This is a genomic window from Streptosporangium sp. NPDC048047, from assembly GCF_040653115.1.
Lineage (GTDB): Bacteria > Actinomycetota > Actinomycetes > Streptosporangiales > Streptosporangiaceae > Streptosporangium.
Genome location: NZ_JBEZNH010000051.1, coordinates 14,531 through 30,108 on the forward strand (window position 1 = coordinate 14,531; position 15,578 = coordinate 30,108).

At 71.8% G+C, this 15,578-nt stretch carries 12 protein-coding genes; 6 read left to right on the forward strand and 6 right to left on the reverse strand.

Annotated features, from left to right (window positions below):
- Positions 1-236: 236 nt before the first annotated feature.
- From AB0D67_RS30850 to AB0D67_RS30875, 6 genes are all read left to right on the forward strand, one after another.
- Entirely contained in the window at positions 237-1,469 is a 1,233-nt protein-coding gene (locus tag AB0D67_RS30850; RefSeq protein WP_362943860.1) for a SpoIIE family protein phosphatase, read from the forward strand.
- A complete protein-coding gene (locus AB0D67_RS30855; protein WP_362943862.1) occupies positions 1,469-3,052 on the forward strand; it encodes an ATP-binding protein in 1,584 nt (527 codons plus the stop codon). The genes AB0D67_RS30850 and AB0D67_RS30855 overlap by 1 nt, the downstream gene beginning before the upstream one ends.
- Positions 3,045-3,494, forward strand: coding sequence for a response regulator (locus AB0D67_RS30860; RefSeq protein ID WP_362943864.1), 450 nt, complete (start codon positions 3,045-3,047; stop codon positions 3,492-3,494). Before AB0D67_RS30855 ends, AB0D67_RS30860 begins: the two co-directional genes overlap by 8 nt.
- Before the next feature lie 537 nt (positions 3,495-4,031).
- Positions 4,032-4,820 (forward strand): hypothetical protein, encoded by a 789-nt coding sequence (locus tag AB0D67_RS30865; protein WP_362943867.1) that lies wholly within the window; start codon positions 4,032-4,034, stop codon positions 4,818-4,820.
- A gap of 9 nt (positions 4,821-4,829) precedes the next feature.
- The gene (locus AB0D67_RS30870; RefSeq protein WP_362943869.1) at positions 4,830-6,719 is read left to right on the forward strand and encodes a fumarate reductase/succinate dehydrogenase flavoprotein subunit; all 1,890 of its coding nucleotides are present in this window, start codon (positions 4,830-4,832) and stop codon (positions 6,717-6,719) included.
- 1 nt (position 6,720) lies between these two features.
- Positions 6,721-7,482, forward strand: a complete 762-nt coding sequence (locus tag AB0D67_RS30875) for a succinate dehydrogenase/fumarate reductase iron-sulfur subunit (RefSeq protein WP_362943871.1) — start codon at positions 6,721-6,723, stop codon at positions 7,480-7,482.
- Positions 7,483-7,743: 261 nt separating this feature from the next.
- On the opposite strand, the gene AB0D67_RS30880 is transcribed toward AB0D67_RS30875, so the two are convergent.
- The 6 genes from AB0D67_RS30880 to AB0D67_RS30905 all read right to left on the reverse strand — a co-directional run bounded on the left by AB0D67_RS30880 (position 7,744) and on the right by AB0D67_RS30905 (position 15,578).
- Positions 7,744-8,853 carry a CU044_5270 family protein gene (locus tag AB0D67_RS30880; RefSeq protein WP_362943873.1) on the reverse strand — a complete coding sequence of 370 codons (1,110 nt, stop codon included), beginning with the start codon at positions 8,851-8,853 and terminating at the stop codon, positions 7,744-7,746.
- Between the two features lie 202 nt (positions 8,854-9,055).
- Positions 9,056-10,660 carry a hypothetical protein gene (locus AB0D67_RS30885; protein ID WP_362943875.1) on the reverse strand — a complete coding sequence of 535 codons (1,605 nt, stop codon included), beginning with the start codon at positions 10,658-10,660 and terminating at the stop codon, positions 9,056-9,058.
- A gap of 143 nt (positions 10,661-10,803) precedes the next feature.
- On the reverse strand, positions 10,804-13,323 hold the full coding sequence (locus AB0D67_RS30890; protein ID WP_362943877.1) for a hypothetical protein: 2,520 nt from the start codon (positions 13,321-13,323) through the stop codon (positions 10,804-10,806).
- Between the two features lie 77 nt (positions 13,324-13,400).
- Positions 13,401-13,793: a (deoxy)nucleoside triphosphate pyrophosphohydrolase gene (locus tag AB0D67_RS30895; RefSeq protein ID WP_362943879.1), complete on the reverse strand. Its 393-nt coding sequence runs from the start codon at positions 13,791-13,793 to the stop codon at positions 13,401-13,403.
- A gap of 11 nt (positions 13,794-13,804) precedes the next feature.
- Entirely contained in the window at positions 13,805-14,893 is a 1,089-nt protein-coding gene (locus AB0D67_RS30900; protein WP_362943881.1) for a bifunctional lytic transglycosylase/C40 family peptidase, read from the reverse strand.
- Between the two features lie 13 nt (positions 14,894-14,906).
- Positions 14,907-15,578: a hypothetical protein gene (locus AB0D67_RS30905; RefSeq protein ID WP_362943883.1), complete on the reverse strand. Its 672-nt coding sequence runs from the start codon at positions 15,576-15,578 to the stop codon at positions 14,907-14,909.

Here is a 15,578-nt window from a genome sequence, read left to right on the forward strand (position 1 = left end):
AACGGAAGTCTCACAACGGCGCAACGGTTTCCCGATCGGCGCGCGCGAGGCGGGCGGGCCGTACAGGATGGGATCCAGGCAGGATGGATGCGGGGCGACGACGGGCGCGCCGGATCGCCGCCGCCCGGCCGGACCGTGAGGGGGCCACCGGGCGGTTGCGAGAGGGCCGCGAGGCCGCGGGCCTGATCATCGCACGTTGAGTCCTGATGTCACACTATTCTTCATACGTTGACAAGGTGCCCCCAATCCATGAAGAGGCGTCCGTGACCGCCCCCTCCAACGACACGCTCACGATCCTCCTCATCGAGGACGACGCGGGCGACGCCTTCCTCGTGGAGGAGCTGCTCGGCGAGTCGGAGAACCCTCATAAGATCATTTGGGCGCGCAGCCTGGCCGAGACCAGGGAGCGGCTCACCCCCGACGTCCAGTGCGTGCTCGTGGACCTCTCCCTGCCCGACGCCAGCGGCCTGGAGGCGCTGGAACAGGTGCTGTCGATGGCGCCCGACACCGCGGTGCTCGTGCTGACCGGCCTCAACGACACCCACGTCGGCGTCGAGGCCGTCGCCGCGGGCGCCCAGGACTACCTCGTCAAGCAGGACGTGGAGGCCAGGCTGCTGGCCCGCGCGATCAGCTACGCGATGGAGCGCAAGCGCGCCGACCTGGCGCAGCGCAGCCTCGTCGAGGCCCAGCTGACGGCCAAGGAGAACGCCCGCCTCGAACGCAGGCTGCTGCCGGTCCCGCTGCTGGAGTCCGACGGCCTGGACCACCAGGCCCGCTACCTCCCCGGCCGCCGCCGCGCCCTGCTCGCCGGCGACTTCTGGGACACAGTTCAGGGCCCCGACGGCGCCGTGCACGTGGTCGTCGGCGACGTGTGCGGGCACGGCCCGGACGAGGCGGCCCTGGGCGTGGCGCTGCGGATCGCCTGGCGGACCCTGGTCCTGGCCGGGCACACCGGTAACGAGCTGCTGCGCACCCTCGACTCGGTGCTGCGCCTCGAACGCAAGTCCCCGGAGATCTTCACGACGCTCTGCATCGCCACGATCGACGCCTCCCTGGACCACGCCCGGATGCACGTGGTCGGCCACCCCCCGCCCCTGCTGATCCGCGACGGAGCGATCGGCGTGCTGCAGGGCACCCCCTCCGGGCCCCCGCTGGGGATCTTCCAGGGCGTCGACTGGTCGGAGATCGAGGTGCCGCTGGGCGACGAGTGGTCGATGCTCCTCTACACCGACGGCCTGATCGAGGCCACCGTGGGCGGCGGCCCCGACCTGCTCGGCACCGAGGGGCTGCTCCGGCTGGTCCACGAGCAGGGCGGCATCCACCTCGACCGGCTCATCGAGCGGGTGATCGAGCTGAACCGCGACGCGCTCAGCGACGACCTGGCCACCGTCCTCATCTCCCGGCCCGGCGGAGTCTCCCGGCCCGGCGGAGTCTCCCGGCCCGGCGGGCGGGAGCGGGAAGAGGCGTGATGAGCGACCGCGGACGCCTGCGCCCGCTGCCCGTCCCCGAGCCCGCGACGGGCTTCGGCAAGCTCCGGGTCGGCCAGTGGTTCCTGCTCACCGGCGTGCTGATCGCGGTGGCCCTGGCGATCACCGGCCTCTTCGCGGTCGCCTCGATGAAGGACTTCACCCGGCTGCGGGGCGCCGTGGTCGACGTCGTCGATCCCGCGGCGCTGCGCACCCTGGAGATCTCCAACGCGCTGTCCGCGCAGGAGAGCGCCGCCCGGACGTACGGCAGGACGAACGAGGAGCGTTCCCTGCTGGCCTATCGCTCCGCCGTCGCCGACGAGCGCAGGGCGATGGCCGAGCTCGAACGGCTCATGCCCCGCATCCCGGAGAGCGACGCGGTCCGCGCCGAGGTCCAGCGGCTCAAGGACACCGGGGACGCCTGGCGGCGCGACTACGCCGAGCCGCTCATCGCCTCGGTGCCGACCTACAAGACCGAGTCCGCCCAGCGGATGGCGCCGGTCAACGGCGAGCGGTTCACCGAGGTCCGCCGGTCGCTGTCCACCCTCCAGACGCACCTGAACCGGCTGCACGACGAGGGGAGCGTCCGGCTGAACCAGGGCTGGTCCGCGCTCTACGTGGCGCTCGGCGTGATCGTCGCCGTCCTGGCCCTGGCCGGGGTCGGCGCGGTGCTGATCGTGCGCTTCGCCGTACTGCGCCCGCTGGCCGAGCTGACCGAGCAGGTCCGCGCGGTCGGCCAGGGAGACTTCGACCACCGCCTCAAGGTCGAGCGGCCGTCGGAGCTGTCGGAGCTGTCCGGTCACGTGGACGCCATGCGCCGCCGCATGCTGGCGGAGTGGCGGCGTGCCTCCGAGGCGCAGACCAAGCTGGAGGAACAGGCCGCCGAGCTGCGGCGCTCCAACAGCGAGCTGGAGCAGTTCGCCTACGTCGCCAGCCACGACCTGCAGGAACCGCTGCGCAAGGTGGCCAGCTTCACCCAGATGCTCGACCAGCGCTACGGCGACCAGCTCGACGCCCGCGCCAAGCAGTACATCACCTTCGCCGTGGACGGCGCCAAGCGCATGCAGCTCCTCATCAACGACCTGCTCGACTTCTCCCGGGTGGGCAGGATCGGCGGGGAGATGACCATGCTCGACGCCAACGTGCCCCTGCAGGCCGCGCTGAAGAACCTCGCCGCGCCCATCGAGGAGGCCGGCGCGACCGTGACCTGCGACGAGCTGCCCGTGGTGCACGGCAACCGGTCCCAGCTCACCCAGCTCTTCCAGAACCTCATCGGCAACGCGGTGAAGTTCCGCTCGGAGGAGCCGCCGAAGGTCCGCATCGGCGTACGGCGCGACGGGGAGATGTGGGAGTTCTCCTGCGCCGACAACGGCATAGGCATCGACGGCAAATACACTGAACGCATCTTCCTGATCTTCCAGCGCCTGCACGGCCGGGACGCCTACGCCGGCACCGGCATCGGGCTGGCCCTGTGCAAGAAGATCGTCGAGTACCACGGCGGCCGGATCTGGGTGGAACAGCCGGAGCCCGGTACGACGGGGACGACCTTCAAGTGGACCCTTCCTACTGGAGAGACCGATGAATGACCTGCGCTGGATCGACGTGCTCCTGGTCGAGGACGACCCGGGTGACGTCCTGCTGACCAAGGAGGCGTTCGAGCTCAACAAGGTCCGGAACAAGCTGCACGTCGTCAACGACGGCGAGCAGGCCATGGCGTTCCTGCGCCAGGAGGGCGAGTACGCCGACGCCCCCCGGCCCGACCTGATCCTGCTCGACCTCAACCTCCCCCGCAAGGACGGCCGGGAGGTGCTGCAGGACATAAAGTCCGACGAGAAGCTGCGGGGCATCCCCGTGGTCGTGCTGACGACGTCGGAGTCCGAGGAGGACATCCTGCGCAGCTACAACCTGCACGCCAACGCCTACGTCTCCAAGCCCGTCGACTTCGACCAGTTCATCAGCGTGGTCCGGCGCATCGACGACTTCTTCGTGACCGTGGTCAAGCTGCCCGGCAGCAACCAGCGGTACTGACCTCTCTCCTCTCTGCTTCTGTCGCGCCCGGCCGGCGCGGGGCCGCCACGCGTCGCGGCCCCGCGGCCCGCCCGCCGTCCCCCCCGGGCGGCCCTCCCGTACGGCCCTTCGGGTGCCGCCTCCCGTGCCCCCACGCGGCCTTCCGGCGCCGCCTCCGGTCCGCTTCCGGCACCGCCTCCCGTGCCCCTCCGGTCCCTCCGCCGGACGCCCACCTGCTGATCTTCACCGGTCCCGCTCCGCCGCTCTGCGGGCCTCTCAGCCGCCGTCCGCCGTGACCGACGATCTCCCCACGTCCCGCCCTCGCGGGCGGCCTTGACTGGCCGGTGACTCCTTCCTGACCAACGTGACAGGAATCACACCGAGAGTGGGAAAATGTGAGTGACCTTTCTCACACAACCCCCGGGCCGCGTCGTAACGTATCCCCCACCAATACGCGCGCGCACGCTGAGCCGGCGCGACGACGACCCGCGGTGCGCCGCACAACTTAGATCACCCGGACCCCCGGCAGCAGGGTTCGCGGGAGGTGGAAGGTCGACGATGACCCAGACAACGGCCGAGAACACGGCCAGAAGGCAACGTGCGCAGATCAAGGAACGCACCCTGCGGACGGACCGGTGGTGGCGCTACCCACTGGTCACCTTCATCATCTTCATGGCGTTCCTGATCTACGCCACATGGGCGATCTTCGATAAGAGCTTCTTCGTCTCCCCGTACCACGCGCCGTTCGCCTCCCCGTGCCTGGCGCAGGCGACCTGCCCGGAGGAGGCGCGACTGTTCGGCTTCGCGCCGTTCGGCGACTGGTACACCCTGCCGCCGGGCCTGCTGATCCTCGGCCTGCCCGCCGGGTTCCGCTTCACCTGCTACTACTACCGCAAGGCCTACTACCGCGGCTTCTGGCTCTCGCCCCCGGCGTGCGGGGTGGGCGAGCCGCACGGCCGCTACACCGGCGAGTCCCGCTTCCCGCTGATCCTGCAGAACATCCACCGCTACTTCTTCTACGCGGCGATCGTGATCGGCCTGATCCTCGCCATCGACGCGGTGAAGGCCCTCATCGGAAACCCGTTCGGCCTCGGCACGTGGATCCTGATCGTCAACGCGGTCTTCATCAACCTGTACACGCTGTCGTGTCACTCCTGCCGGCACATCACGGCGGGCCGCCTGAACCACTTCTCCCGGCACCCGCTCCGCTACCGCGCCTGGGGCTTCGTCTCCAAGCTCAACGCCAAGCACCAGGAGCTGGCGCTGATCTCGATGTTCACGGTCATGGGAGCCGACCTGTACGTCCGGCTGGTCGCCAAGGGCATCGTCAACTTCCCGTTCGCATAAGGATCTGCTGTGGAAATCGAGCGTCACGAATACGACGTCGTCGTCATCGGCGCCGGCGGCGCGGGACTGCGGGCGGCCATCGAGGCCCGCCAGCAGGGCAAGCGGACCGCGATCATCTGCAAGTCGTTGTTCGGCAAGGCGCACACCGTCATGGCCGAGGGCGGCGCCGCCGCCGCCATGGGCAACGTCAACAGCGACGACAACTGGATGGTGCACTTCCGCGACACCATGCGCGGCGGCAAGTTCCTCAACAACTGGAGGATGGCCGAGCTGCACGCCAAGGAGGCCCCCGACCGGGTCTGGGAGCTGGAGGCGTGGGGCGCGCTGTTCGACCGCACCAAGGACGGCAAGATCAGCCAGCGTAACTTCGGCGGGCACGAGTACCCCCGGCTGGCCCACGTCGGCGACCGTACCGGCCTGGAGATGATCCGCACCCTGCAGCAGCGGGTCGTCGCCCTCCAGCAGGAGGACGAGCGGCGGCACGGGGACGCCGAGGCGTACATCAAGGTCTTCGCCGAGTGCACGGTGACCCGCCTGCTCAAGGACGGCGACGCGATCTCCGGCGCCTTCGGCTACTGGCGGGAGAACGGCAGGTTCGTCCTCTTCGACGCCCCGGCGGTCGTGCTGGCCACCGGCGGCATCGGCAAGTCCTACGTGGTGACCTCCAACTCCTGGGAGTACACCGGGGACGGCCACGCGCTGGCGCTGCTGGCCGGGGCCAAGCTGATCAACATGGAGTTCATCCAGTTCCACCCCACCGGGATGGTCTGGCCTCCGTCGGTCCGCGGCATCCTCGTCACCGAGTCCGTCCGCGGTGACGGCGGGGTGCTGAGGAACTCCGAGGGCAGGCGCTTCATGTTCGACTACATCCCCGAGGTGTTCAAGGACAAGTACGCCACCACCGAGGAGGAGGCCGACCGCTGGTACGGCGACCAGGCGAACAACCGCCGTCCCCCGGAGCTGCTGCCCCGTGACGAGGTGGCCCGCGCCATCAACTCCGAGGTCAAGGCCGGTCGCGGATCGCCCCAGGGCGGCGTCTTCCTGGACGTCTCCAGCCGGCTGCCCGCCGCCGAGATCACCCGGCGGCTGCCGTCGATGCACCACCAGTTCAAGGAGCTGGCCGACGTCGACATCACGAAGGAGCCCATGCAGGTCGGCCCGACCTGTCACTACATCATGGGCGGCGTCGAGGTGGACGCCGACACCGGCCAGGCGTCCGTCCCCGGTCTCTTCGCGGCCGGCGAGGTCTCCGGCGGCATGCACGGCTCCAACCGGCTCGGCGGCAACTCGCTGTCCGACCTGCTGGTGTTCGGCCGCCGCGCGGGCGCCGGGGCCGCCGCCTACGTCGACGCCCTCCGGGCGCGGCCCAAGGTCGCCGAGGACGCGGTGGAGGCGGCCAGGACCGAGGCGCTGGAGCCGCTGGAGCGGTCGGGGGAGAACCCCTACGTGGTCCACCAGGAGCTGCAGCGGACGATGAACGAGCTGGTCGGCATCATCCGCAAGTCCGAGGAGATCACCGAGGCGCTGGAGGCGGTGGGCAAGCTCAAGGAGCGGGCCCAGCACGTCGGGGCGACCGGGAGCCGGATCTACAACCCCGGCTGGCACCTCGCCCTCGACCTGCGCAACATGCTGCTGGTCTCCGAGTGCGTGGCCAAGGCGGCCCTGCTCCGCGAGGAGAGCCGCGGCGGCCACACCCGTGACGACTTCCCGGGTATGTCGCCGGACTGGCGCCGCAGGCTCCTGTCCTGCGCCCTGGCCCCGGACGGCTCGGTCACGGTGGAGGAGAAGGTCCAGCCGTCCATGCGTGACGACCTGATCAGGCTCTTCGAACTCGACGAGCTGAAGAAGTACATGACGGACGAAGAGCTGGCCGGTCTCGACACGTCGGCCAAGGAGTGACATGAGCTACAAGGCGAAGTTCCGCGTGTGGCGGGGCGAGGGCGGCGAGGGACGGCTGGAGGACTTCACCGTCGAGGTGAACGAGGGCGAGGTCGTCCTCGACATCATCCACCGACTCCAGGCCACCCAGGCGCCCGACCTCGCGGTCCGGTGGAACTGCAAGGCCGGCAAGTGCGGCTCCTGCTCCATGGAGATCAACGGCAAGCCCAAGCTCGGCTGCATGACCCGGATGTCCACCTTCACGGAGGACGAGACGATCACCGTGACGCCCATGCGGACGTTCCCGGTGATCAAGGACCTGGTCACCGACGTCTCGTTCAACTACCAGAAGGCCCGGGAGATCCCGTCCTTCACCCCGCCTGCGGACGTGAAGCCGGGCGAGTACCGCATGCAGCAGATCGACGTCGAGCGGTCCCAGGAGTTCCGCAAGTGCATCGAGTGCTTCATGTGCAACAACGTCTGCCACGTGATCCGTGACCACGAGGAGAACAAGCCGGCCTTCGCCGGTCCGCGCTTCCTCATGCGGATCGCCGAGCTGGACATGCACCCCTACGACGTGGCGGACCGCAAGGACTCCGCACAGGAGGAGCACGGCCTCGGCTACTGCAACATCACCAAGTGCTGCACCGAGGTCTGCCCGGAGCACATCAAGATCACCGACAACGCGCTGATCCCGATGAAGGAGCGCGTCGTCGACCGGAAGTACGACCCGCTGGTCTGGCTCGGCAACAAGATCTTCCGGCGTTCCGACACGAAGCGGTGACCGCCTCTTCCGGCGGATGACCGCTGACGGCGGCGTCCGCTGACGGCGCCGACCACGCCCCCGCGTGGCCGGCGCCGTCGCTTTTCACCGGGAGGACCCGGCCGACGCCGTCACTTTTCATCCGGAGGGGACCGTACGGCCGATGCCGTCGCCTTCCGCCGGGAGAAGACCGTACGGCCGGCGCCTTCCGCTCGGAGGAGACCGTACGGCCGGCGCCTTCCGCCGGGAGACCCGTGCGGCCGGCGTGCGCGCCGGGTCCCGTCAGTGAGCCGTCTCCGGCAGGTCGTCCGTCCACTCGGCCTTCTCCACGAGGGAGGCGCCGTTCTTCCCCGGCTTCGTGGCAGCCGAGGTGAAGGCCGACTCGCGTAGCCGCGCCGCTTCGACGTCCACCACCAGCCTGAGTTGACCGTCCGAAAGGCTGACCACCAGGCTCTCTCCACCGTCGGCGGTACCGAGACTCCGGACGTTGGGCAGCGCGGCGAGCGCCCGGAAGGCGGCCTCGCGGACCTCCGGCGGTGCGGGCATGCGGGACAGGACATCGAGCATCGGGACGTAACGGGCGGCCTCCTCGCTGAGCACCCCCGTCGCGTGCTCGGTGAGCCACGCCATCAGGTCGTCCGGATCCGTGGGGAGCGCCTGGATCTGCTCATAGCTCAGCCTGGTGCCCTCCAGGTCGAACCCGTCGGTCCAGTGCCCGTGGTCACCGTCGTTCTTCTCGACCTCGCCTGTCCAGCTCCGCCGGACCCAGGACCTGCCGTCACGCCGGGTCCAGGTCTCCACGGACACCGTCTCCGCTTCGTGCTCGGCCTTGGTGTCCGTGTACACGGTCTTGACGTACCAGTAGGCACCCGATTCCTCGGGAGCGGCCGCCGCGGCGGTCGCCGCGGCGAGCAGGATCTGCCGCCCCGACCTCTGCACGACGGTCGTCGGGCCGGCGGAGACGGCGGAAGTGACGGCGGGCGCCCCCGCGGGCCCGGCGACCACGACCGTGACCGCCGCGGCGCCCGCGGCCAGGGCCGCCGACGCGGCCAGCAGTATGCGCGTCCTCGACGGCAGGAACCGGCGGTCGCGTCGCGCCGGCGCGGCCGAGGCGACGGCATGCCGTACCAGGGCCTCGCGGGCGGCGGTGTAGGCGGCGTGCGAGGGGGCGTCGGTCTGCGGCCTGGCCCGGTGGTCGAACGCGATCAGGAAGGTCTCCGCGGCCACGTCGTCGGCCAGGCTCGGACCCAGCCGCTGTGCGGCGAAGCCGTGGATCTGGAAGTAGTAGCGGTCGAAGACGGCGGCGAAGCATTCCGGGTCGTTCCGGGATCGCTCGATGATCGCCGCGTCGCTGAGCTCTTCGGCGGTGGACGCCTGGGGCGCCGCGGTCATATTCGGGTCTCTCGTGTCATCGGCGGCCTTCCGTGGTTCGGGTGGTCGCACTCCTTCGCCGATGCACGGAAAAGCGTTTCACCGGTGACCGCGGCACCGCCGTCCACGCCGGGACGCGCCGATGGGGAACGGGCAGGGAACGAGAGGTGCCCGTCCGCGCCGTCAGCGGACGGCTGTCAGCAGACGGCTGGACGGGAACGCGTCAGGACGAGCGGCGGAAGAGCCCGCGCTTCTTCCTGCCCTCGGCACCCTCCGGCAGAGGATGGGTCACCGTACCCGTGGGCCCGATGTCGGAGGGTGTTCCGGGAACGGACCCCTGGCCGACGGGAGCTCCGGGAAGGGCCTCCTGGCCGGAAGATGTTCCAGGAACGGGCTCCTGGCCGGAGGGAACTCCGGAAACGGCCTCCTCGCCGGAGGGTGTTCCGGGAACGGCCTCCGGACCGGCGGCGGCCTCGGCGGAGCCGGGCTCCCGGACCGGCTCGAAGAAACCCCGGGTCCGGTCGCCGGACTCGTCCTGCTCGGGGAAGGACGGCGTGCCGTCGTGCTCGGCCCCGTCCTCACCGGAGAAGCCGAGGCGGTCGTCCGCCCCGCGGAACAGTTCGTCGTCCGTCGCGTACGGGGGGAGATCACCGGGACCGGCAGAGCGGGCGGCCTGGCCGGGGAAGGCGTCCTCGTCCAGGGCGTGGAAGGTGCCCGGCACGTCGGGCGCCATCGCCTCGTCGTGCACGACGTACATCCCGTCGTGCCCCGCCGGACCGTACGGCTCCGCGTACGGCGGGTATCCGGCGGACGCGTGCTGCTCGTGGCCCTGCGGCGGGTAACCGGCGGGTGCGTGCTCATGGCCCGGGTAGCCCGGGTGTCCCGGCGGCAGGTAGGCCGTCTCGTACGGCTGCCCGCCGTACGGGTGCTCGTACGGCCGGCCGTACGCCTCGGGGGCGTAGCCCTCGGGGTACCCCTGCGGATACATGTGCATGGGCACCAGGCTGACGATCGGGGCGTAGGCCGTGCCGCCCTGGTAGGCCGGCGGGAAGCCCGGTGCGGCCGCGTAACCCGGACCGGCGGGGTAGCCCGCGGGGCCGGCGGGATAGGCCACGGGGTCGATCGGGCCCCAGTAGTCCGCGGAGCGGGGACCCGCCCGGCGGACGGCCGCCGCGTGGGCGAGGCGGCGCAGCCTGCCCTCGAAGATCAGTACGGCGAACAGCACCAGCAGCACCAGGATCAGCGCCGGGATGGCGAGCTGGCCGCTCAGCGTGGCGCTGTCGAACTCCGAACCCGCGTTGCGGATCTCATGGCGGACCGGCGCGGAGGCGGGCTCCTCGAACGGGGTCTCGCTCGGCGGCGGCGTGGCGGTGGGGACCGCGGTCGGCTGCGTCTGCGGCTGCGTCTCGGTGCTGGGGAAGGACGGATCCGGATCGCTGCTCGGCGGCGCCACCGGATCGTTGGCGGGGGTGGTGGGAGGAGGCACGACGGGAGCCGCGGAGGTCTGCTGCGGAGGCGGCACCGTCACGGTCTCGTGCACGGTCTTCGTCGGCTTCGGCGCCTTGGGCTTCTTCGGGGGGACGATGACCGTGGTGTGCACCGTCCGGGGAGCCGGCTTCGGAGGAGCGGGGGGCTCCTCCTCGGGGGGCGCGGTGACCGTGACCGTGACGATCGGCGTGGGCTCGTCGGCGCACGGGGCGGAGGGGTCGGTGTCACACCCCGGGATCTCACCGGGGGTGTCCGCCACCAGCATGGTCGCCGGATCGGAGATCGGAGCGGTGAGCGGCGCGGCAGCCAGAAGCACCGCCCCGCTCAGTCCGAGAGACATGGCGACGGCAGATAAAGCCGCCGTCCGTCGCGATCGCGCCAACCCTGCCCTCCGCGAATTTCCCAGCCTTAAACCCGCCAAGGAAATACTAGTTGGGCAAAAGTAACAGTAAACCGCTTTCTACGATACGGGCCGCCGATTTTCTACGATGCGGGCCGCCAGTTACGCCGGCGCTGGATCCTCATCCGGAGCCAGAGCAGGAGCAGCAGACCGCCGACCGCCGCCCCGACCGCGGGCAGTCCTCGCACGTCGGACAGCACCGAGCTCGAACTGGTCGCGGCCTCGATCTTCGCGCTCGACCCGTCGAGCTCCCGGGGAAGCGGTGCTCCCGGCGGCATCGCCAGCGGCGACGGAGCCCCGGGCACGCCCGGCGCGAGCGGGGCCCCCGGGACACCGGGGGTCATCGGCGCTCCGGGACCGCCCTGCTGCGGGTAGCCCTGCTGCGGATAGCCCTGCTGGACGGGCGGCTGCCCCATCTGACCCGGCTGCCCCATCTGGCCGGGCTGACCCATCTGGCCAGGCTGCTGTGGCAGCACCGGCATCTGGCCCGGCGGCATCTGCCCCTGCGGGAACATGGGCGGAGGCCCCATCTGCGGCGGCACCTGGGGAAGAACCGGCATCCGCTGGGGCACCGGCGCCATCTGGCGAGGCATCGGCGGCATCTGCTGGGGCATCGGCGGCATCACCGGGAACTGCCCCATCTGCTGAGGCATCTGCTGGACCGGGGACAACCGCATGCCGACGGCCCCCTGCCTCCGGGCCCCCCGCTGGGCCGCGCTGTTTCTGAGCGTCGCCCTCGGGCCATGAAGCCTCGGGACGGCCTGCGGCTGGGTCGCCATCGCCGTCCGCGGCACCCGCGGGCCCTCGGCGGAACCGCGAGAAGCGCTCCCCTGCCCCGGTGCGACGCCGGGCTCCTGCACGACGGGCGCCTGCGATGCGGGGTCCTCGTAGACCGGGAGGTTGCGCCGGGACGCCGGGATGTCCTCCAGGACCATCGGCATGCCCCGCTCCTCCGAACCCGCCTGCCGGGGGCTCGAACCGGGGTCGGCGGCGAGGACCCGGGTCTCGGGCCGCACCGCGCCGTTCTGCGCGGCCGGCCCGCCGGGCGTGAGGGCGGCAGTACCGGGTGTGAGGGCCGTACCGGGCCGGGAGAGCAGGGTCGTCGGCTCGTCCGGGAGCGCCCCGGTGGCCTGGCCGGCGTCCTGCACGCGCTCCCCGAACATGCCGGGCATCGTCTCGGGGACCGCCCCGGTGAGGGCGGAACCACCGGTCAGCGGCGTCCGGGCGGTCCCGGCGGAACCCGTCGCCACGTCTCCGGCGCCCGCGGCTCCGGCGGCTTCCGTTCCGGGGCGCACCGCGTCTCCGGCGCTCCCGGTCACCGCGGTGCCCGCGGCGTTCCCGGTGAGCCCTGCCGCGCCTGTACCCCGGGTGCCCGTGCCCCGGACGCCGGCCTCCTGGAGACCTGTGCCCTGAGCGCCGGTTCCTCGGACCTCTCCGGTGCCCGTCCCGGCTCCGGAGGTCGTGACGTCACCGGAGCCTTCCGAGCGCGGGACGGCTCCGGCCGCACCGGCGCTCCGTGCGCTGCCCGGAACCGGGATGCGCCCACCGGCAGCGGAGGCACCCGCCGCCGCGGCGCCGTCCGAAGCACCGGCCGAGGCGCCGTCCGAGGCCCCGTTCGAGGTGCCGTCCGAGGTCCCGTCCGTGACGTCGCCCGCGGCACCGGAGCGCTGCGCGGTCCGCGCCGCCGGGATCCGCATCGTGGTCCGCGCGGTCCGGGTGACCCACTCGCCCCGGGCGTCGCGGATCCGCGCCACCGCGGTCAGCTGGACCTGGCCGGCCTCCTCCGGTGCGCGCAGCACCACGTCGACGGGCACGTGAGCGCCGGCCCTCTCCATCGAGCAGGTCAGCGCACCCCCCGCCGCCCGGCCGTTCTCCGCCTGGGCGTCCGCCGGAGTCTCCGCGGCCTCCGCGGCCTCCACGGCCGAACCGGTCTCCGAACCGGCCATCGGGCCGGCCGCCTGACCGGCCATCGGACCGGCCGCGACGTCCCGGGCCCCGGTGGCGCCCGGAGCCTCCGCGGTCCTCTCCACCGGACCGGACGCCGGAACCGCGCCGGCGCCCCGGAACCCGGCGGCGTCCGCCGTACCGCCCGCCGGTGGGGCGTCCGCCGCGGGTCCTGCCGCGAGCGGGCCTCCGCCGGGTCCGCCCGCCGGGTGGGCCGGGTGGAAGGCCGCCGCGCGGGCGCCTCCCGCCGCGGGAGCCCCCGCTTCCTGCACCCCCTGCACGTCCGGCGCGCCCCGCGTGCCGGCGGCCGGGACGTCCCGGCCGGGCCCCTCGGCCACCGGGGCCCCCTCCGCCGCGGCCCCGTGCGGCGGGCATTCGACGTCCTTGAGCGCCTCCGCGGGCTCCGAGGAGACGGCCAGCCACGCCTCGTCACCGGCCCCCTGCAACCAGAGCCGGAACCGGAACTCGTCGGCGGCGGCCCCGGACGACGCGGCGGAGTCGCCCGCCGTCACCGCCGAGGCGTCCGCCGCGACCTCCCCCGGCATCGACCCGGCCGACCCCGGTGTCACGTCCGCGTACGCGGCCGGGACGCCGCCCAGGATGAGGGCCCCCGCCCCCACCGCGGACACGACCCGGGCACGCTGCAACCACTCGGTCACCGCATCTCTCCGATCCCCCGTTACGAACGCGCGTCATCAGCACGTTGAGCAACGACAACCCTACCGTGAGTAGCGGGTCAGATACCGCCAAGATGACCATGCACGGCGCGCACGATCGGCAGGTCCGCGGGCAGCCACTCCACGTCGAACAGCTCATGGGCGGCCAGCCAGCGCAGTTCCAGGTGCTCCTTGGCCTCCGGCTCCCCCTCGGTGATCCGCGCCATCCAGACCCTGAGCACGTAGTCGCCGGTCAGCGGCCAGTCGCCGCCGACCTGGGCCCCGGCCGCGACGATGACCCCCAGCTCCTCCAGGCACTCGCGGACCAGGGCCGTCTGGTCGTCCTCCCCCGGATCGACCTTCCCTCCGGGCAGCTCCCAGCCGCCGGCCAGCTCGGGCGGCTCGGCGCGCTGGGCGGCGAGCAGTCTGCCGTCGCCGTCGAGGATCGCGGCCCCGACGACGACCTTCTTCACGCGGAACTCCTTCAGCCTTGCTCCTTCAGTCTGAGCTGTTCGAGGACCTGCGGGTTCTGCAGCGGGCGGGTGTACCCGACGATGCCGGTGCGGTCGCGGTAGGTGGTCACCTTGATCGGCCCGCACAGCGTGCACCGTGCCTCCACCATCTTGCCCGGCGAGACGACCATGCCGACGTGTCCCGGGTTGTTGGCGCTCGTTCCTGGCCCAGCGTTGAAGAAGACCAGGTCACCGGGTTGCTCCTCGCCCGCGTCGACCCGCACCCCGAAGGGCCACTGACCGAAGGTGGTGCGCGGGATCGTCAGGCCGGCGCTGCGGTAGGCCATGTAGATGATCCCCGAGCAGTCGAAGGCGTCCGGCCCGGTGCCGCCCCACACGTACGGCTTGCCGCGCTGGGCGAGCGCGTACTGCAGGATCTGGGCCACCGCCTCGCTGGGCGCCGCCTGCACCAGCGGCTCGTCGCAGGCGGGCTCGGCCTGCGGCGGCACCGCGACCGCGCCGTCCTCGGCGTATCTCCGCGCGATCTCCATGACCTGGTCGACGTACCACCAGGCCCGGTTGTAGACGAACAGCGACCGCCGCACGTCCTCCGGCGCGCCGTTGCGCTTGAGCATCTTCGCCGCGCCCAGGATGGCGTCGGCGGGGTTGTACACGTCGGCCCAGCCGTCGCCGTCGCCGTCGGAGGCGTAGCCGTTGAACTTCGACGGAATCTTGATCTTCGCCTTGCCGCCCCACGTGCCGATCAGGAACTGCATCGGCCCGGCGGCGCCGGCGTAGTTGGTGCCGCTGCGCACCCCGGGCAGGGTGGAGCGGCCGTGGTCGGTCTCGCGCTTGCCCACCCCGGCGAGCACGTTCCACTGCACGCCGACCTGCTTGCCGTACTTGCGGTACAGCTTCAGGTAGTCCGCGGGGATGTCCGAGGCGGCGGCCTTGGACTCGGCGCTGACGTTCTTCACGGCCGCCTCGCAGTCGGGCAGCCCGCCGCCGACGATCGACGGGAACGTGCTGACCATCATCATCGGCGCCATGATCAGCGTGAGCAGGCAGACCCCGGCGACGCCGAGGATCAGCGGGATCCGCGTCCTGCGCCCGGCCCTCACCGCGGGCCGCCGTTCATCCGTCCTCCCCTGGCGGCGAGGTGCGGTCGTCCCCCTCCTGGCCCGCGTCGGCCGGCTCCAGGTTGTGGACCCGCCACTCGGTGCCGACCTCGATGAGCGTGACGGCGTAGTCGTCGGTCAGGTCCCGGGGCCCGGCCTTGGTGGTGATCTTCTGGGTGCCGGTGACCACGAAGGTCACCGAGGTGTCCTGCACCTGCCGGATCGCCTTGACCTCGGCGCTGCCGACCGAGACGACCTGGTCGGCCTTGTTGGCCTCGATCGTGCCGGGCGAGGAGAAGGTGCGCAGCAGGACGTCGGCGAACTCGGTCGTGGTGTAGCCGCCGACCCGGTCGCCGTAGGCCGCCGGGTCCTCGTCGTAGCGGTAGGTGCCGTACGCGGCGGTGAACCGCCGGGCGTAGTCCGCGGCCGCGGCGAGCTCCTGCTTGGTCATCGGCAGGTAGGAGTAGACGTCGAAGGGCGCGTCGCTGGCCGTGGCCGCGGGGCGGGGCGGTTCGGCGCTCACCCGCGCCCGCGCCTGCGCCGTCGCCCGGTCCGCCCGCGCCGGGTCCTGTCCGGCCGGTTCCCCGCCCGGCTGCCCCGACATCATCGTCAGGTAGACCCCGACGCCGGCGAGCATCGCGACCAGCACCGCGAAGACGAGTCCCCGGCGGTTGCCGCCTTCTGCCAT